This is a genomic window from Taklimakanibacter albus, from assembly GCF_016595235.1.
Lineage (GTDB): Bacteria > Pseudomonadota > Alphaproteobacteria > Rhizobiales > Aestuariivirgaceae > Taklimakanibacter > Taklimakanibacter albus.
Window position 1 is genome coordinate 723956 of record NZ_JAENHL010000006.1, and the last position, 16295, is coordinate 740250.

16 protein-coding genes are annotated in these 16295 nt (G+C 63.4%); 8 read left to right on the forward strand and 8 right to left on the reverse strand.

Features of this window, described 5'->3' with window-relative positions; translation table 11 throughout:
• Positions 1-51: 51 nt before the first annotated feature.
• Together JHL16_RS08100 and JHL16_RS08105 are read right to left on the reverse strand one after the other, a co-directional pair.
• Positions 52-1155 carry a glycosyltransferase family 4 protein gene (locus tag JHL16_RS08100; RefSeq protein ID WP_200184351.1) on the reverse strand — a complete coding sequence of 368 codons (1104 nt, stop codon included), beginning with the start codon at positions 1153-1155 and terminating at the stop codon, positions 52-54.
• A gap of 19 nt (positions 1156-1174) precedes the next feature.
• The gene (locus JHL16_RS08105) at positions 1175-1864 is read right to left on the reverse strand and encodes a polysaccharide biosynthesis/export family protein (RefSeq protein ID WP_246770890.1); all 690 of its coding nucleotides are present in this window, start codon (positions 1862-1864) and stop codon (positions 1175-1177) included.
• A 233-nt stretch (positions 1865-2097) separates the two neighbouring features.
• Here JHL16_RS08105 and JHL16_RS08110 point away from each other — a divergent pair, with 233 nt between their 5' ends.
• Positions 2098-4320, forward strand: a complete 2223-nt coding sequence (locus JHL16_RS08110) for a GumC family protein (RefSeq protein ID WP_200184353.1) — start codon at positions 2098-2100, stop codon at positions 4318-4320.
• Position 4321: 1 nt separating this feature from the next.
• Here JHL16_RS08110 and JHL16_RS08115 read toward each other — a convergent pair whose 3' ends face one another.
• On the reverse strand, positions 4322-5461 hold the full coding sequence (locus tag JHL16_RS08115) for a GNAT family N-acetyltransferase (protein WP_200184354.1): 1140 nt from the start codon (positions 5459-5461) through the stop codon (positions 4322-4324).
• Positions 5462-5731: 270 nt separating this feature from the next.
• Here JHL16_RS08115 and JHL16_RS08120 point away from each other — a divergent pair, with 270 nt between their 5' ends.
• Positions 5732-6703: a polysaccharide deacetylase family protein gene (locus tag JHL16_RS08120; protein WP_200184355.1), complete on the forward strand. Its 972-nt coding sequence runs from the start codon at positions 5732-5734 to the stop codon at positions 6701-6703.
• 42 nt (positions 6704-6745) lie between these two features.
• Complete coding sequence (locus tag JHL16_RS08125) at positions 6746-7660, forward strand: bifunctional helix-turn-helix transcriptional regulator/GNAT family N-acetyltransferase (protein ID WP_246770830.1); 915 nt, start codon at positions 6746-6748, stop codon at positions 7658-7660.
• A gap of 19 nt (positions 7661-7679) precedes the next feature.
• On the opposite strand, the gene JHL16_RS08130 is transcribed toward JHL16_RS08125, so the two are convergent.
• Complete coding sequence (locus tag JHL16_RS08130) at positions 7680-7883, reverse strand: DUF2842 domain-containing protein (RefSeq protein ID WP_200184357.1); 204 nt, start codon at positions 7881-7883, stop codon at positions 7680-7682.
• Between the two features lie 92 nt (positions 7884-7975).
• Here JHL16_RS08130 and JHL16_RS08135 point away from each other — a divergent pair, with 92 nt between their 5' ends.
• On the forward strand, positions 7976-9034 hold the full coding sequence (locus tag JHL16_RS08135) for a COX15/CtaA family protein (RefSeq protein ID WP_200184358.1): 1059 nt from the start codon (positions 7976-7978) through the stop codon (positions 9032-9034).
• 84 nt (positions 9035-9118) lie between these two features.
• Here JHL16_RS08135 and JHL16_RS08140 read toward each other — a convergent pair whose 3' ends face one another.
• Positions 9119-10396 (reverse strand): O-acetylhomoserine aminocarboxypropyltransferase, encoded by a 1278-nt coding sequence (locus JHL16_RS08140; protein ID WP_200184977.1) that lies wholly within the window; start codon positions 10394-10396, stop codon positions 9119-9121.
• A gap of 312 nt (positions 10397-10708) precedes the next feature.
• Here JHL16_RS08140 and JHL16_RS08145 point away from each other — a divergent pair, with 312 nt between their 5' ends.
• Both JHL16_RS08145 and JHL16_RS08150 read left to right on the forward strand, forming a co-directional pair.
• Positions 10709-10984 carry a hypothetical protein gene (locus JHL16_RS08145; RefSeq protein ID WP_200184359.1) on the forward strand — a complete coding sequence of 92 codons (276 nt, stop codon included), beginning with the start codon at positions 10709-10711 and terminating at the stop codon, positions 10982-10984.
• A gap of 42 nt (positions 10985-11026) precedes the next feature.
• Positions 11027-11302 carry a hypothetical protein gene (locus tag JHL16_RS08150; protein ID WP_200184360.1) on the forward strand — a complete coding sequence of 92 codons (276 nt, stop codon included), beginning with the start codon at positions 11027-11029 and terminating at the stop codon, positions 11300-11302.
• 120 nt (positions 11303-11422) lie between these two features.
• On the opposite strand, the gene JHL16_RS08155 is transcribed toward JHL16_RS08150, so the two are convergent.
• The 3 genes from JHL16_RS08155 to JHL16_RS08165 are packed head-to-tail and all read right to left on the reverse strand — an operon-like array spanning position 11423 to position 14575.
• The gene (locus JHL16_RS08155) at positions 11423-12523 is read right to left on the reverse strand and encodes an ABC transporter substrate-binding protein (protein WP_200184361.1); all 1101 of its coding nucleotides are present in this window, start codon (positions 12521-12523) and stop codon (positions 11423-11425) included.
• A 2-nt stretch (positions 12524-12525) separates the two neighbouring features.
• Positions 12526-13914, reverse strand: a complete 1389-nt coding sequence (locus tag JHL16_RS08160; RefSeq protein ID WP_200184362.1) for a sensor histidine kinase — start codon at positions 13912-13914, stop codon at positions 12526-12528.
• Positions 13901-14575 carry a response regulator transcription factor gene (locus JHL16_RS08165; protein ID WP_200184363.1) on the reverse strand — a complete coding sequence of 225 codons (675 nt, stop codon included), beginning with the start codon at positions 14573-14575 and terminating at the stop codon, positions 13901-13903. Before JHL16_RS08165 ends, JHL16_RS08160 begins: the two co-directional genes overlap by 14 nt.
• 267 nt (positions 14576-14842) lie before the next feature.
• Between JHL16_RS08165 and JHL16_RS08170 the strand changes: the two genes are divergently transcribed.
• Together JHL16_RS08170 and JHL16_RS08175 are read left to right on the forward strand one after the other, a co-directional pair.
• A complete protein-coding gene (locus tag JHL16_RS08170) occupies positions 14843-15817 on the forward strand; it encodes a Bug family tripartite tricarboxylate transporter substrate binding protein (RefSeq protein ID WP_246770831.1) in 975 nt (324 codons plus the stop codon).
• Positions 15818-15824: 7 nt separating this feature from the next.
• Positions 15825-16283, forward strand: coding sequence for a tripartite tricarboxylate transporter TctB family protein (locus JHL16_RS08175; RefSeq protein ID WP_200184364.1), 459 nt, complete (start codon positions 15825-15827; stop codon positions 16281-16283).
• Positions 16284-16295: the final 12 nt, after the last annotated feature.

The window sequence follows — 16295 nt, forward strand, 5'->3', positions numbered from 1 at the left end:
CTAGCGTGACCTCATCGTTAACCAAAGTGAAGGAACGTGCTTAACGCGCGCTTAACGGGCCGTTTTCAGCATCTCGGCATAGAAGTCGGCGATCTTGCCGCACATGGCGGCGGCGGAGAACCGCGTGCGGGCGTGCTCGGCATGCGTGTGGGCTTGTGCCAAAACCTGTTCCGGGCTCGCAACCGCTGCCGTGATGGCCGCGGCCAAGGCTTTTGGATCGCAAGGCGGCACCAGGCTCCGGGGCGGCAGGATCTCCGGAATGCCGCCGACATTCGTGGCGATGAGCGGTTTGCCGGCCGCCACTGTTTCCAGAATGACATAGGGCAGGGATTCTGCCCGCGACGGCATGACCATTACCCGGCCGAGACCAAAGGCCATTCGGGCCGGCAGTGCGCCGGTGAAACGCACCCGCTCCGCCAGTCCAAGGCGCCCGGCCAGGGCTTCGAATTCCTGCCGATCCGGCCCATCGCCGACCAGCGTTGCGGTTACCGGACTTGCGGCGCCAAGCAGGCTCAGGGCCTCGAGCAGGTCGCTGACACCCTTGAGATGCCGCATCTCGCCGAGAAAGATCAGATCGCGCGCATCGGGGCTAAGCGGCACGGCGGTGAACTCTTCCGGCCATAGCCCGTTATGGACGACGCGATGCGGGAGGCCCGCCAGTCCGACCTTCTCTTCGAAGATCCGGCGCTCATAGTCGCAGACGAAGACGAGCCCGGACCCACGCCGCAGCATCAGCCTCTCGGCGGTGAGGAAAAGCGCTCCGCGTGGGGATGCCCACGCGTAATGGAGGCTGCCGCCATGGGGCGTGTAGAGGGAAGGGAGCTTGAGGCGGGAACCCGCTAGCCGCGCATAGACGCCGCCCTTGGCGCCATGGCCGTGCAGGATGTCCGGATTGGCCGTCGCAGCGATCCGCGCGATCGCCGATGCCGCCTTGACGTCGGCGAGGCCCGGCATGCGGCCGATCGGCAGGCGATGGATGCCGAGATGGCAGGAAGAGGCGAGATCGGCCAGCATTTTTTCCGCCGCGCCGCCGCCGGTCGTGGAATCGCAGACGATCCCGACCTCATGGCCAAGGTCGCTCAGGCCACGGACGAGATCGCGGACATGGCGGAAGAGGCCGCCCACTGGCGTGCGGAAAACTTGCAGGATGCGCATCGGGTCGGTCCGGATCCGGTTAGAACCAGCGCTCGCGGACATAGACAATGTCGCCCGGATAGATCTGGGTGGTGACCGGGACCTTGAATGTCTGCGTGCCGTTCACATTTTTGCGAGTGAGCATGACCGGTCCCTGATGAGCGCGTGGCGTGTAACCGCCGGCGATCGCAACCGCATTCTGCACCGTCATGCCCGGCTGATAGGGGAAGCTGCCGGCTGACGAGACTTCGCCCATGATGAAGAAGGGCCTGAGCGTCGTGACCTGGACCGATACATTCGGGTTGCGCAGGAAGCCGTTGCGCAGTCGCTTGGCGACGAGCTTCTCGACATCTTGCGCCGACATGCCGCCGACATAGGTCGTCTTGATATAGGGCATCGAAATATTGCCGGAACCGTCGACCAGATAGTCGTTGGTGAGATCGGCCTCGCCTGCGACGCGAATCGTCAGCTTGTCGCCGGCGCCGATGCGATAACCGGAATCATATTCATAGGCAGCTGCGGAACCCTGCGCGCCATAAGGCGGCTGAATGCCTTCCGGTGTGGCCGAGGCGAGTTCGGTGACGCTGGCGACGGCACCCGGTCCTTGCGCGATATTGCCGTCTGCCATCACGCCCATGCCACCTGTGGCCGCGGTCGGCGGATTGGCGTCCCAGGTCTCCGCGCAAGCCGAGAGCAGGAAGGGCAGGACCATGAGGATCAAAAGACGCATACGCACTGGGGCAACACTCCATAACAGCGCCGATCCGCCTCGCAAGGGCCTGGGCGGAGCGGCGTTGCGAGCGACGATAGGGATTTATGGTTAGCAATCGCTTAAGCCGCCGACATGGCGGGTAACCTTTGGTGGCTGTTAAGAAAATCCTTACCACAGGCAGGGCATTGTGACGGCCTGGAAACCCTTTATTAAGCATAAGCCCGCTGATGAAAGATCTCGAGCAAGCCGGAATGAACGCGTCATCGGTCGACATGATGGATCTCCTGCGCGGATTGTGGCGGCGCAAATGGATGATCCTTCTCATCACTGTGCTCTTCGCCTCGGCGGCCGCCTTCGTCGTGCTGCGCGACAAGCCGACCTACACGGTGGAAGCCCAGCTTCTGGTCGACAATCTCGAAACTCCCTTCAGCCGCGCGCAGCCTGGGGAAGGGACCGACTCGCGTCCGACCTTCGATGACCGCGATATTCTAAGCCAGGTTTCGGTGCTGAACTCGCGCGATCTGGGCGATCGCGTGATCAAGGATCTGGGCCTCGCCGGCAAGGGCGAGTTCGATCCGGCGCGCAACGGCATCGGCAAGATCAGTCAGATCATGATCGATCTCGGTTTCAAGCCCGATCCGCGGTTGAAGTCGCTCGAGGAGCGCGCCTACGACCGTTACAATTCGCAGCTCAATATCTACCAGATCAAGGAATCAAAGGTCATCGTCATCAAATATTCCGCGTTCGATCCCAAGGTCGCCGCGGATGTCGCCAACAAGCTGGCGGAGACTTACGTCGTTTCGACCCGCGAGATGCAGTCGGAGCCGACCGAGCGAGCCCGCGACTGGCTGGCCGAGCAGATCGAGATCTTGCAGAAAAAGGTCGTGGACTCTGAAGCCGCGGCCGAAGAGTTCCGCGCCCAGGCCGGACTGCTGAAGGGACCCCAGTCGACGCTCGGCACCCAGGAATTGTCCGAGCTCAACACTCAGATCACATTGGCGGAAGCGGCGCGCACCGAAGCCCAGGCCAAAGCAAGAGCCATCCGCGAGATGCTCGACAGCAGCGGCTCCGTCGATGTCTCCTCGGACGTGCTGAACTCCCCCTTCATTCAGCGGCTGCGCGAGCAGCAGATCACTCTGCAGCGAAGCATCGCGGAGCTTTCCGTCACCTATCTGCCGGGACACCCCAAGATGGTCTCGGTGCGCAACGAGCTCGCCAATGTCGATCAGCAGTTGCGTTCCGAGGCTTTGAAGATCGTCGCCGGTCTCGAGGACCAGGCCCGGACCACGGCGACGCGGGAAGCGACCCTGCGCGCCAGCCTGAATGCCGCCAAGGCCAAGGCCTCGACCAGCAATCTCGACGACGTGAAGCTCAGAGCGCTCGAACGCGACGCGGCCGCCAACCGCTCGCTGCTCGAATCCTTCCTGAACCGCTATGCCGATGCGAGCACGCGCCAGGAAGTCACAGCACAGCCGGGCTTCGCTCGTATCATCCAGCGCGCGGTTCCGCCCACCAATCCGAGCTATCCGCTGAAAGGGCCGACGATCATCCTGGCAATGCTCGCCGGCTTGACCCTGGGCATCGGCCTGGCCTTCCTGGCCGAGGTGCTGAGAATGGCCGGCGGCAGCCGTCCCATGGCGCCGGCCGAGGCGCGCGAGCCCACTCTTGCGGCACCTCTGGTCTTGCCGGCACCGGTCGAAGAGGCGCCGGTCGAAATGACGCCCGTTGCGCGTCCGCCACTCCACGCGGTGCCGCCGCAAATGCCGAATTTCGGCAACGCGCCGCCTGGCAATCAGGCGATCCTGAGCGAGATTCCGGAAACGCCGGATCTCGGCAAAGCGTCGGCACATGCCCATCAGCCCTTGCACGATCCTTCCGGAAGTTATGCGATCGCCGCCGGCCGGATCGTCACCTGGCTCAACAATATCCGCCAGTCGCTGGGCGTGCAGAAGCTCGCCATCACGGCCATTGGTGAAACCGGACCCGACAGCGCCACCGCCGCCGTCGCTTTGGCCCGCATCGTCGCGACCCAGGGCATCGGCACGCTGGTGATCGACGCCGACGAAACGCGCCCGTCCATCCATACGATTTGCGGTATCGAGGCCGGCAAGGGCCTGTCCGACATATTGCTGGACGAGGCGACGATCGAAGCCGCCGTTCAGCGCGATACGGGCTCGCTCGCCCATATTCTGCGGGCGGGAACGCGGGCAGGCGAGCTTGCCGAAGCGGCGTCAGGTCCGCGCTTCGATACCCTGATCGAAGCCTTCGCCCAGATCTATCCGGTGATCATCATCCATTGCGGCGGGCAGTCGACGTCCGCCCCGATGCTGGTCCGCAAGTGTCACGCGGCCTTGCTGATGGCGCCCGGGACCCGCATCCTCGATGCCGCGCGCACGATCGAGTCCTGGCGCCAGTCGGGATTGCGGGCGGTGCAGTTCGTGCGTATCGGCCAGCCCGTTCGCCGCGCCGCCTGATTCAGGCGGCTTGTCCGAACAGGGTCCGCCGCGCCGCGAGCACGGCGTTCCAGAGAAATGGTGTGCGTTTGACGCCACGCTTCACTGCGAGGCGCGCTATGCGCGTCAGCGCCCAGCCATAACCGCGCAGGGTGAGCCCGCGCATGGCGTGATGGAGGCGGACTTCCTCATCCGCCCAGGCGAGCTTGTAGTCGAAGCTGCCGGAGGAGAAGTCGAAGAAGGTCAGCCCCATGCCGCAGCAGGTTTCGATGGTACGGCGCAACAGCGCGTCACCCGGCGAGTAGCGCCGCAGTCTCGGCGAGCCCAGCGACGAGATGAGGGCCCAGAACCCGCCGCCATGGAGGCCGCCGAGCGCCACCGCCTCCAGCTCGCCGTCGGCCGTCATGTAGCAGGGCAGGAGCACCGGCTGCATGTGATCGGGCAGATCGATGAGGTGATGCACGAACTGCCGCTCATGCTCGTTGAAGACGCCGTGGATGCCGCTTTCGGCAAGGCGGTCGCGCTGCTGCTCGAACATCTGCTCGATCAGCCGATGCGCATGGTCGCGATCGCGCGGCAGCCCGACCTCGATCTTTGCCGCCTTGTTGAGCTTGGCGTCGCGCTTGCGGTTGCCGCGCCGCGTTTCGCCGGAGCGCTTGCGCCCATAGACTTTTTCATAATCGCCATCGAGCCGCAGCAGGTAGGAACAGTTCGGGCCGGCGAGGGTGAACCAGCTGGTGAGCGGGTGTGCGCTGCCTTCCCATTGGGCGGGCATCTCCGCGAGATCGATGGCGTCGACCTCTTTCAGTTCCGAGAAGATGGCCCAGCCTTGCGTGGCGAACCAGGAAGCGGCGTCGCGCAGGAAGGCGCGGTCATAGAGGCCGTAGCCATATGTCATCTGCTGGCCGCCCATCCATTCGAGGACGCGGCAGCCTTGGCGCCTGCGCACGCAGAAGGGCAGGATGAACAGGAGGGCGCCGGACGGATCGCGCCCGGTGACGATCAACGGCGTGGCATTTTGGGCGGCGCCCGCGGTTGCGAGCCAGGCGCTGCACCACTGATAGGTCTGGAAGAAGGTGCCGGCCGCTTGATCCTGAAAGCGCAGCCACTCCGTTTCCAGAGCCCGAACATCGCGGGTCGAATTGATCTCGACACGGAACATCGACGGCCTCGCCGCCGCCGGGGCAGGGACCCGGCGCGCTTTATCCCCGAAAGGAGCGAGGGACGCTATGTTCAAACGGAACTCCTGTTGGTGCGAATTTTGCCTTACGGCTAGCAAATGTTCGTCAAGTTTTGGCTGATAGTTCTGTAGTCACGAGAAATTGTAGCCGTTGTTCCCTGGGTAATGCCGTTGTCCGCCGCTCTGAAAACAAGTCTTGATGTCCTGTATTATTCTGGAGCATCGCGCGCCTTGCGTTCAGCATTGGGAGGCATGGGTGCAATATTCATGCTGCATCATGTGCGCCCGACAGCAGTCGCCCGCCATGGTTTCGCCCCCAATTCCGGCCTCGAAATCACCCCAGCTTTCCTCGACATGGTTATCGCCCATGTCGTTAAGGAAGGGTATGAACTCGTCTCGCTGACGGAGGCCGCCGCACGCCTCAGTGGTGAGGCGCCGGCCGAGCGGCCCTTCGCGGTATTCACCCTGGATGACGGCTATGAGGACAATTTCGTTCATGCCTGGCCGGTCTTCCGGCGCCATGGCTGTCCGTTCACCATCTTCGTCGCCCCCAAGATCATCGATGGAACCTGTGAGCTCTGGTGGCGCGGCCTCGAAGCTGTCATTGCCGGCGCTCTCCAGGTCTCAGGCGTTCTCGACGGCAGCGGTTTCGAGCTCGACACCCGCAGCGATGCCAGCAAGCAGGCCGCCTTCAAACGCCTCTATTGGCCGGTCAGAAATATGGAAGAGCACCGGCAGCGCGAATGGATCAGGCAGTTCTGTACCCATCATGGCGTCGATCTCGACGTGCAGTGCCGCAGCGAGGCGATGACCTGGGACGACGTCCGCAAGATCGCGGCGGATCCGCTCTGCACGATCGGCGCACACACGATCAATCATTTCGCCGTGGCCCGGCTACCGGCCGATGAGGCGCTGGCCGAAGCCACCTTGTCGCGCAGCCGCATCGCCGACGAAATCGGCCGGGTGCCGGAAGTCTTCGCCTATCCTTATGGCGATCCGGGCTCGGCGGGCCCCCGCGACTTCGACCTCATCCGCGAGGCGGGCTTCGCCGCCGCGGTCACCACCCGCAAGGGCCTGATCTTCCCGGCCCACAAGGATCATCTGACCGCTCTGCCGCGGTTATCCCTCAATGGCGGGTACCAGAAGCTGCGCTATGTCGACGTGCTCCTGTCGGGCAGCGCCTTTGCGCTGTGGAACGGCTTCAAGCGGGTTGCGGTCGCCTGATAGATAGTTGACAAAGTCAACTATATGCACCACTCTGTGTCCATGCAGGACGCAGTCACCGCGGTGCGGCGCTTCAACCGCAATTACACGAAATGGACAGGGCTTCTCGACGAGCATCTCCATGCCAGCCGCTTTGGCCTGACCGAGGCGCGCATTCTCTACGAGCTCGCCCAGCACAAGGAGATCACCGCCAGCGACCTGATTGCCGGGCTGGGCGTCGATGCCGGCTATTTGAGCCGTATTCTCAAGGACTTCGCCAGATCGGGTTACATCACGCGTGAACGCTCGGCGGCGGATGGACGGCAGATCAATCTGGCCTTGTCCGAGAAAGGCGAGGCGACATTCCGGCCGCTCAATGAGGCAAGCGCCGCAGCCGTCGGCCGCCAGCTTGAAGGCCTGTCTTCCGTCGACCGGGAGCGGCTCATCCAGGCCATGGCGGTCATCGAGGAGGTGCTCGGCCAGGAAGCGAAACACCGAGAGCCGGCCATCCTGCGTCCGCCGACGGTTGGCGACTTCGGCTGGATCATCCATCGCCACGGCGCGCTCTACGGACAGGAATATGGCTGGAACGAAGACTTCGAGGCGCTGGTCGCCGAGATCGTCGCGAAGTTCATCCGGGAGTTCAAGCCGGCACGTGAATTCTGCCGTGTGGCCGACAAGGACGGGCGGGTGGTGGGATCGGTCTTCGTTGTCGAGGCCGATGCCGAGACCGCCAAATTGCGCCTTCTCTATGTGGAGCCCGACACGCGCGGCGAAGGCCTCGGACGGCGGCTGGTGGAAGAGGCGCTGAATTTCGCCCGGGCAGCGGGCTACCGCCGCATGACCTTATGGACGAATGACCTGCTCGCGGCGGCGCGGCACATTTACGAAAAAGCCGGCTTCCGCTTGGTCAGCGAAGAGCCGCATGAAAGCTTCGGCCACAAACTCGTCGGCCAATATTGGGAACTCGATCTTTAGGCTCTTTGGGCCGATGCGGCTAAGCCGGCCGTGACATCCAGCGGATGATGATCATCACCACCGGCAGCCAGCCGATGCCGGCAAGGACGAAGAAGCCGATCTCGAGCGGCAGCGGCAGGCCCACCGCCACCATGCCGCCGATCGCCATGGCGATAAGGCAATAGACGATGAGGAAGGTCACGATGGCGACCATGCCGATGAACTTGCGCTGCCTGAGGGTCATGCCGAATGACCTATTCGGCCCGCGCGCCGGGCGCAAGGTCCTGCGGCGTTTGGAGCCTTGAGGGCGAGGGCCCCCGGCGCTATCCCGCTCCCATGATCGAGATGACCGAGCGCCAGCGCAGGGCGCGCCCCTATATCCGCGCCTGGCTATGGTTCGCCGCTTTCCTGGTGTTCATCATGGTGATCGTCGGCGGCGCCACGCGGCTCACCGATTCCGGCCTGTCGATCACCGAATGGCAGCCCTTGCTCGGCGCCATTCCGCCGCTCACCGAGGCCGATTGGCTGGCGGCCTTCGAGAAATACAAGCTCATCCCCCAATACAGCCTCGTCAATCATGGCATGTCGCTCGAGGAGTTCAAATTCATCTATTGGTGGGAATGGGCGCATCGCTTTCTCGGACGCTTCATCGGTCTTGTGATGATCGTGCCGTTCCTGTTTTTCTGGGCGACGCGCCGCATCGAGCCGCGCCTGACGCCGCGCCTCGTGACGCTCATCCTCCTCGGCGGGCTGCAGGGCGCGCTCGGCTGGTACATGGTGAAGTCCGGGCTCGTCGACCGGGTCGATGTGAGCCAATACCGTCTCGCCGCCCATCTCACCCTTGCCACCGTGATCCTGGGCGCCATCGTGTGGACGGCGCTGGGCGTCGGCCACACGCCGCGCCATCCGCCACAGGACAGAAGAGGCTGGGCCGCATTCGGCCTGGCGGCGCTGATCCTGCTGCAGGTCGCCGCCGGCGGCTTCGTCGCCGGCCTCGATGCCGGCATGGGCTACAATACCTGGCCTTTGATGGATGGCCAGTGGATGCCCAAGGGCCTTCTGATCATGCAGCCCGTGTGGCGCAACTTTTTCGAGAACGCCATGACGGTGCAGTTCGATCACCGCCTCATCGCCTATGTCGTGGCGCTGTGTGCGGCGCTTTATGCCTGGCGGGTGCAGAGCAAGGCGGCCTATGCCGTGCTCATCGCCGTTCTGCTGCAGGTCGGCCTCGGCATCTGGACGCTTCTGGCGCAGGTGCCTTTGCATCTGGGGCTTGCCCACCAAGGCGGCGCGATGATCGTCTTCGCCTCCGCCATCTGGGTGATGCATGAAGCCCTCTCACCAGCGCGTGATCAGGAAAAGTGGACGCCGGTTTTCCGTCCGATCACGCGCTAACCCAAGACTTCGATCACGTTTATCACTTCAGGCCATTAAGGCCTGAAGTGATCGTGATCCAGCTGTAAGAGGGTTTCAGCTTAGTCAGGAAAGCGCCTGATCGAGATCGGCGATGATGTCCTCGACATCTTCGATGCCGATCGACAGGCGTACCACATCGGGTCCGGCACCGGCCTGTTTCAGCTGATCGGGCGACAGCTGACTGTGCGTCGTCGAGGCCGGATGGATGATGAGCGAACGCGTGTCGCCGAGATTGGCGAGATGTGAGAAAAGCTTCGTGCTCGACACCGCCTTCACACCTGCTTCATAGCCGCCCTTCAAGCCGAAGGTGAAGATCGAGCCGGCACCCTTGGGGCAATATCTCTTGGCGAGCTCATGATGCTTATGACCGGGGAGGCCGGCATAATTCACCCACGAGACCTGCGGATGGGTGCTCAGCCATTTGGCGACGGCGAGTGCATTGTCGCAATGCTTGCGCATGCGCAATGACAAGGTCTCCATGCCGGTCAGGATGAGGAAGGAATTGAGCGGCGCGATGGCGGGACCGAGATCGCGCAGGCCCAGTACCCGGCAGGCGATGGCGAAAGCGATATTGCCGAAGGTCTCGTGCAGCTTGAGGCCATGATAGGAGTCGTTGGGCTCGGTGAGCAGCGGATAACGGCCGCTTCTCGACCAGTCGAAATTGCCGCCATCGACGATGACGCCGCCCATCGAATTGCCGTGACCGCCCATGAACTTGGTCAGCGAATGCACGATGATATTGGCACCGTGATCAAAAGGCTTGCACAGATAGGGTGTCGCCAGGGTGTTGTCGACGATCAGCGGCACACCGGCTTTCTGGGCGATCTTGGCGATTGCCGCGATGTCGGTGATGAGGCCGCCCGGATTGGCGATCGACTCGATGAAGATCGCCTTGGTCTTGGGCGACAGCGCCTTTTCGATCGAGGCGAGATTATCGGCATCCGCCCACACCACATGCCAGCCGAAGGACTTGAAGGAATGGGCGAACTGGTTGATCGACCCGCCATAGAGCTGGCGCACCGCGACGAATTCATCACCCGGCTGCATCATGGCGTGGAAGATGAGCATCTGCGCCGCATGGCCGGAGGCGACGGCGAGCGCCGCGGTGCCGCCCTCGAGGGCCGCGACCTTGGATTCGAGCACGGCCTGCGTCGGATTCATGATCCGCGTATAGATGTTGCCGAAGGCTCTGAGCGCGAACAGATCGGCGGCGTGTTTCACGTCTTCGAACACATAAGCCGTCGTCTGATAGATGGGGGTCGCGCGCGCGCCCGTCGCCGGGTCGGGCTGCGCTCCCGCATGAATGGCGAGAGTATCAAAGCCCGGTGTCTTGTCGGTCATCATGGTCTCCTGTGAAGCTCCAGGGCCGGCAAGTTAGCCGAGTGACGCGGGCGCCACAATGTTTATGGATTACCTCGATTTAACTGGTGGGCCTCAGGCTTCGGGACTAGCGTTTCACCATCCGGTCGATGACTCGGATGAGGTGAAAACAGCACAAAAGGAAAGAGCGGGGGGCGCCCAAAACCACCCGTACAAAGTGGCTCTCATCGAGCCGCCATGAGTAGTTGTGCGCGACAGGCAGGCCCGCTTTCCACCGCCTCGGCTCTTGTTGCGTTCGCCCCTGAACCAACATCATTTCATTGGAGACCAGCCATGAGAGCCCATCTTCTCGTTGCGGCGACGCTTGCGCTCGCGGCGACCGTGACATCGGCGAATGCCCTGAGCATCGTCAACACCGACAAAGCCAACCACGCCATCATGGCGACGCCCAACGGCGGCAAGACGCATGAATTCGTCATCAAGGCGCGGCATACCGGCCACATAAGCTGCACCAAAGGCTGCGAGCTGCAACTCGGCGTGGCCAAGACGCATTTCGACGGCAAGGTCCACAAGATCTGGATCAAGGGCGGCAAATTCGTCTCGGCCTGACATCGATCCAACATCACTGCATCATCAAAAAGGAGTTGTGACATGAATATGCGTATCCTCGCTTTGACCGGCCTGGCCCTGGCCGCTTCCATCAGTTCCGCCAGCGCGCTCACCGTCACCAATGCCGACAAGACGAGCCACACTTTCATGCTGACGCCGATGGGCGGCAAAGCGGCGAAGGTGGTTCTGAAGGCGAGCGCCAGTGGCACTTATGACTGCAGCAAGGGCTGTGAAGTGCGCATGGGTGCGCTCAAGTCCAACTATGATGCGAGCGTCCAGAAGGTGGAAATCAAGGGCGGCAAGTTCGTCAAAATGTGATTTCCGACGCGCGAATAGAGAGTAGGCGCCTCAGCTATTCCACCATGGCATCTGGCGTCTAGCGGACGGCGAAACCTTCCCCCGGCCGGCACCTCCCTTCCGGCCGGGGCGAAGGGTATCCTATTTGGGAGGATCATCCGGCCGCCGCGCCGAGCCGAACAGGACATCCGCCCAATCGGCGATGAAACGCAGCCGCTGCGCCTGGTCCTGCGCGGCGAGGAGAGAGGGGCCGATCCTGATCGGGCGCGCCACGCCCGACTCCTTGAGAGTCTCGGGCCCATCGACCCCCTTGGGCAAGGTGCCGTCCTCGGCGAAGAAGAACGCCTTCTCGCGCGAGACGCGCTGCCCGCGCTCCGACAAGAGATAATCGAGGAATCGCTTCGCCGCAGCGAGGTTCGGTGCATCCTTCGAGATCAGGGCGCCACGGCGCAGCACCAGCGTATAATCCTGCGGTACGACGATCCTGAGATGAGGGTTCTTGAGCATGGCGGCATAGGCATAGGAGCCGAGGATATTGTAGCCGATATAGAGTTGCCCGCCGGTGATCAGCTCGAGGATCTCACTGTTGCAGCAGCGGGTGACGACATCGGCCCGGCTCATGCTTTCGAGCAGGCGGCCATAGACGGTGGTGGTCTGGCGCGCATCGCTGTAGGCGAGAAGATAGCCGATGCCGGACAGTCTGATGTCATAGGTGCCGATGCGCCCGCGATAAAAATCGATGCGCCGGCGCAGGAGCTCGGCCAGATCGGCGTGCGAGCGTGGCACGTCCTCGGGCGGCACCATGCGTGAATCGTAGACGAAGATCGACGGCTCATAGGTGAAACCGAATACCTCATCACGCCAATTCGCCCAGCGCGCCGTGCGCTTCGTCTCAGGCGAGCGATGGGCGCCGGCGCAACCGTCATTGGCGAGCTTCATCAACTGGTCGACCGAGGAGGAGAGCAGGATGTCGCCTATCGGGTGGCCTGCGCGGCAAGCTTCGTCAGCCGCCTTGTAGAGATCGTTGGTGACGTACTCGAAATAGTTGATCGTGATGTCGGGAGCGGCTTGCTGGAAATCGCGCAGCAACGGCTCCATCGCTGGGAGATCGGTCGCGGCATGGATGTCGAGTGTAGCGCTTGCCGTTGACAGGGCCGGAAAAATGACGGGCTTTTTGCCGATGGCCTGTGCCGTCGCCGGCGCACTCATGAACAGGACCAGGAGGAAGATCAGGTGCCGCATGATCAGTCTCCTTCGCCGGTGAGGAGCGGCAGCTTCAGAACGACGACGAAGCCGCGTTCGTTGCGTTCACGGAAGCCAAGCGTGCCGCCATGGGCCGAGGCCACTTCGGCGGCGATGGAGAAGCCGAGGCCGGCGGTGCCGCCGTTCTGTTTGGGCGTTGCGAAGCGCTGGGTGACGCTTTCCCAGGCTTCGCGGGGAATACCGGGGCCATCGTCTTCCACCTCGATCACGGCATTACCCGCCTCGCTCGACACCTTGACTTCGAGGCGAGACAGCGTGCCGTGACGCAGCGCGTTGTCGATGACATTGACGATGGCCTCACGCAGGCTGACCGCATCGCCCAGCACTTTCGGATCGCTCTCATCGGCTTCGAAGGATACGATGATGTCAGGTGAGAGCGTAATCGGCACGGCGGCGCGGAAGGCGCGCCGCGCAATGTCGACGAGATTGACAGGCGCCAGCCGGACCGCGTCGGCGCGGTGGATGACCATCGCATGGCTAAGAAGCTGATTGGTGAGGCGGGCGAGCTCTTCGGCGCGCTGCTGTACGCGCTCGAGATGCTGGCGGGCCCCCGCGCCCAGCTTATCCTGGCCGAGGAGATCGACCTGCGCCGTCAATGCGGTCAGCGGCGTTCTGATCTGATGGGCGGCGTCGGCGATGAAACGCTCGAGCTGCGACACCCGCCTTTCGAGCCGGCCCATGAAATGATTGATCGAGCCGACAAAGGGACGCATCTCGCGCGGCATGTCGACCTCGATCGGTTTGAGATCCTGCGAGTCACGACTGTTGAGCGCGGCGCCGAGCCGCCAGACCGGCCGCAGCGCGTAACGGATGGCAAGCGCCGTGCCGGCGAGCGCCATCACGCTCATGATCAGGACGAGGAGGACCGCGCGGGTGGTCAACTCGGCGGCGAGCGCCCGGCGCGCCTCCGTCGTCTGGGCGACGATCACATGGGCCCAGCCCGACAAGGCCGGATCGGAGAACGCGCGCGCCACGACGACGATGCGGACCGGATCACCCGAATAGCTGCCATTTTGGACGATCGGCTCAGAGCGCACGGCGGATAGATCGCTGCCGTTCGCGAGGTCGGCATAGCCGGTGAGCGTTTTGCCCTCCGGATCGACGATCCGGTAGAACAGCCGGTCGCGCTCGGCGAGGCCGAGCAGTTCGAAGGCCGAAGCCGGCAGGTCGACGATCATCTCGCCGCCATCGACGGTGAGGCTGTCGGCCATCTGCAGCGCGGCGCCCTTCAGCACGCGGTCATAGGCATCATCGGCGGCGGCGCGGGCGTAATACCAGGCCGCGATCGCAAGCGCCGTGGCGCCGACACACAGTACGAGCGAGACTAGCACCGCCAGACGGGTGAACAGGGATGAGTCATTCCGTGTCATCGGGAACCAGCTGGTAGCCGACGCCGCGCAACGTGACGATGCGCGCCTTGGCGCAATCGAGCTTCTTGCGCAGCCGGCCGATATAGAGCTCGACGGCGTTCGGGCTGACATCCTCATCGAAGCCGAACAGGCTCTGCAGCAATTCGTCCTTGCTGAAGACGCGGCCCGGCCGGCTGGCGAGGATCTCGAGCAGCGAGATTTCCCGCCGTTTCAGCTGAATCTCGCGCCGGCCGACACGCGCCGACCGGCTGGCGCGGTCGAGGATGATGTCACCGCATTGAATGATATTGGTCGGCTCGCCAGCATGCCTGCGCATCAGGACGCGCGCCCTGGCTTCCAGCTCACGGAAGTCGAAGGGTTTCACCAGATAGTCGTCGGCGCCGAGATCGAGCGCTTCGACCCGGTCCTCGATCTCGGAGCGTGCGGTGAGGACGAGCACCGGGGCAGGGCTCTTGGCGCGGCGCAGCCGCCGCAATATCTCGAAGCCGTCGAGCTCCGGCAACATGACATCGAGAATGATGAGGTCGTAGCCGGTCGAATCGAGAATGTCCGCCGCTGCCGCGCCACTGGTTTCCCAGTCGACGGAATGGCCGATCGCTTTGAAGCGGCGGGCGATCGCCTCGCCGACATCCAGCGTATCCTCGACGAGCAGAATGCGCATAGGGGAGATTTCGCATGCGTGATTTTGCGCTTCAAGCGGCATCTTTTTGCGCCGAGCCGCCGCCGTGACAGCGCCGTGACAGTTTCATGTGCGAGGATGCTACCGTCCGCCACCACGAAGAAAAGCGGTGGACCAATATCAGTCCGATGAAGCGATGAGCACTCCCGAGTGCTGTTGCAGGCGCGCCAATCTCAATTGGCGGCGCTGGCGATGTCGTCGCTTTGCAACGTCGGCGTGAAGTCTCGATCTCGTTCTGGGAGGAAATAGATGATGTTGAATGTGACGCGCGCCGCCGCGGCGGCGCTGCTGGCCTTTATTGTGGCCAATGGAGCTGCCATGGCGGAACCCACCAAGCCCGAATGCCTGGCCGGTGCCAAGCCGGGTGGTGGCTTCGATCTCACCTGCCGGCTTGCCGCCAATTCGCTGCTCGCCTCGAAGATCATCGGCACACCCATGCAGGTCACCTATATGGAAGGCGGCGTGGGTGCGGTCGCCTATAATCATGTGATCGGCAAACGCGGCACCGACGGCAATCTGATCACCGCCGCGTCGTCGGGCTCCGCCTTGCTGATCGCGCAGGGCAAATTCGGCCAGTATGACGAGAGTGCGGTGAAATGGCTGGGGGCGCTCGGCGCCGACTATGGCGTGCTCGTAGTCGCGGCAGAGTCGCCCTACAAGACGCTGGGCGAACTGGTGGCGGCCTATAAGGCAACGCCTGCCGATTTCGCCATTGGTGGTGGTGGGGCCGTCGGCTCGCAGGACTGGATGAAGGCGTCGCTCCTCGCCAAAGCCGCCGAGCAGGACCCGAAAGCCATGCGTTATGTGGCGCTGGAAGGCGGCGGCGCGGTGCTGACGGCGCTGGAAGGCGGCCATATCAAGGTGGGCTCCGGCGATGCGGCGGAGATGGGTCAGCATCACAAGGCCGGCAAGGTACGCATTCTCGCGGTCATGGCGCCTGAACGACTCCCGGGCGACCTAGCGCAGATTCCGACGGCGCGCGAGCAGGGCATCGACATCGATTGGATCGTCTGGCGTGGCTACTACATGGGCAAGGACGTGACCGCAGCCGACTATGACTGGTGGGTGGAAGGTTTCAAGAAACTGTCGGCGACACCTGAGTTCCTGGCCGAGCGCCAGGCGCGCGGCCTGTTCGAGTTCAACATGTTCGGGCAGGATTTCGATGCCAAGGTGAAGGCGGATGTGGCGCGCTTCAAGGTGCTCGCCAAGGAAGCCGGCCTCTGACGTCGTCATGACAACGCCCGCGACCAAAGACGGGGTGGCCGGCCGTATCGGCGCGGCCGCCCTTCTGATCCTGGCGCTCGCCTTCGGTCTGGGCGGCGCCACCATCCACTATGCCTTCGCATCGGATCCCTTGGGGCCACGTGTCTTTCCCGTGGCGCTCGCCGGTGCGCTTGCGCTGCTGGCGCTCCTGTACTGGCGCCGTCCTGGCGGAGCTGAGGAATTTCCGCACGGCGTGCTCCTGCTGCGCATACTCGCCGTGCCGGGCCTCGTGCTCCTGTCGGTGCTGCTGCTCGAGCCGGCTGGCTTCGTAGTGTCGATCTTCGTGCTCACCGCAGGTGTCGCCTGGATCTTCGGCGCATCGGTGCGCGCCAGCCTGATCGGCGGCATCGGGCATGCGCTTTTATGGTGGATCGTCTTCGTCAAATTGCTCGCGGTCTATCTGCCGCCGGGCTGGCTCTTCGCCTGAAGAGGGGTGGCT

Coding starts and splice junctions, on each gene's coding strand:
- JHL16_RS08100 (WP_200184351.1), bottom strand. CDS start 1,155: ATGCGCATCCTGCAAGTTTTCCGCACGCCAGTGGGCGGCCTCTTCCGC.
- JHL16_RS08105 (WP_246770890.1), bottom strand. CDS start 1,864: ATGCGTCTTTTGATCCTCATGGTCCTGCCCTTCCTGCTCTCGGCTTGC.
- JHL16_RS08110 (WP_200184353.1), top strand. CDS start 2,098: ATGAACGCGTCATCGGTCGACATGATGGATCTCCTGCGCGGATTGTGG.
- JHL16_RS08115 (WP_200184354.1), bottom strand. CDS start 5,461: ATGTTCCGTGTCGAGATCAATTCGACCCGCGATGTTCGGGCTCTGGAA.
- JHL16_RS08120 (WP_200184355.1), top strand. CDS start 5,732: ATGGGTGCAATATTCATGCTGCATCATGTGCGCCCGACAGCAGTCGCC.
- JHL16_RS08125 (WP_246770830.1), top strand. CDS start 6,746: ATGCAGGACGCAGTCACCGCGGTGCGGCGCTTCAACCGCAATTACACG.
- JHL16_RS08130 (WP_200184357.1), bottom strand. CDS start 7,883: ATGACCCTCAGGCAGCGCAAGTTCATCGGCATGGTCGCCATCGTGACC.
- JHL16_RS08135 (WP_200184358.1), top strand. CDS start 7,976: ATGATCGAGATGACCGAGCGCCAGCGCAGGGCGCGCCCCTATATCCGC.
- JHL16_RS08140 (WP_200184977.1), bottom strand. CDS start 10,396: ATGACCGACAAGACACCGGGCTTTGATACTCTCGCCATTCATGCGGGA.
- JHL16_RS08145 (WP_200184359.1), top strand. CDS start 10,709: ATGAGAGCCCATCTTCTCGTTGCGGCGACGCTTGCGCTCGCGGCGACC.
- JHL16_RS08150 (WP_200184360.1), top strand. CDS start 11,027: ATGAATATGCGTATCCTCGCTTTGACCGGCCTGGCCCTGGCCGCTTCC.
- JHL16_RS08155 (WP_200184361.1), bottom strand. CDS start 12,523: ATGCGGCACCTGATCTTCCTCCTGGTCCTGTTCATGAGTGCGCCGGCG.
- JHL16_RS08160 (WP_200184362.1), bottom strand. CDS start 13,914: ATGACACGGAATGACTCATCCCTGTTCACCCGTCTGGCGGTGCTAGTC.
- JHL16_RS08165 (WP_200184363.1), bottom strand. CDS start 14,575: ATGCGCATTCTGCTCGTCGAGGATACGCTGGATGTCGGCGAGGCGATC.
- JHL16_RS08170 (WP_246770831.1), top strand. CDS start 14,843: ATGATGTTGAATGTGACGCGCGCCGCCGCGGCGGCGCTGCTGGCCTTT.
- JHL16_RS08175 (WP_200184364.1), top strand. CDS start 15,825: ATGACAACGCCCGCGACCAAAGACGGGGTGGCCGGCCGTATCGGCGCG.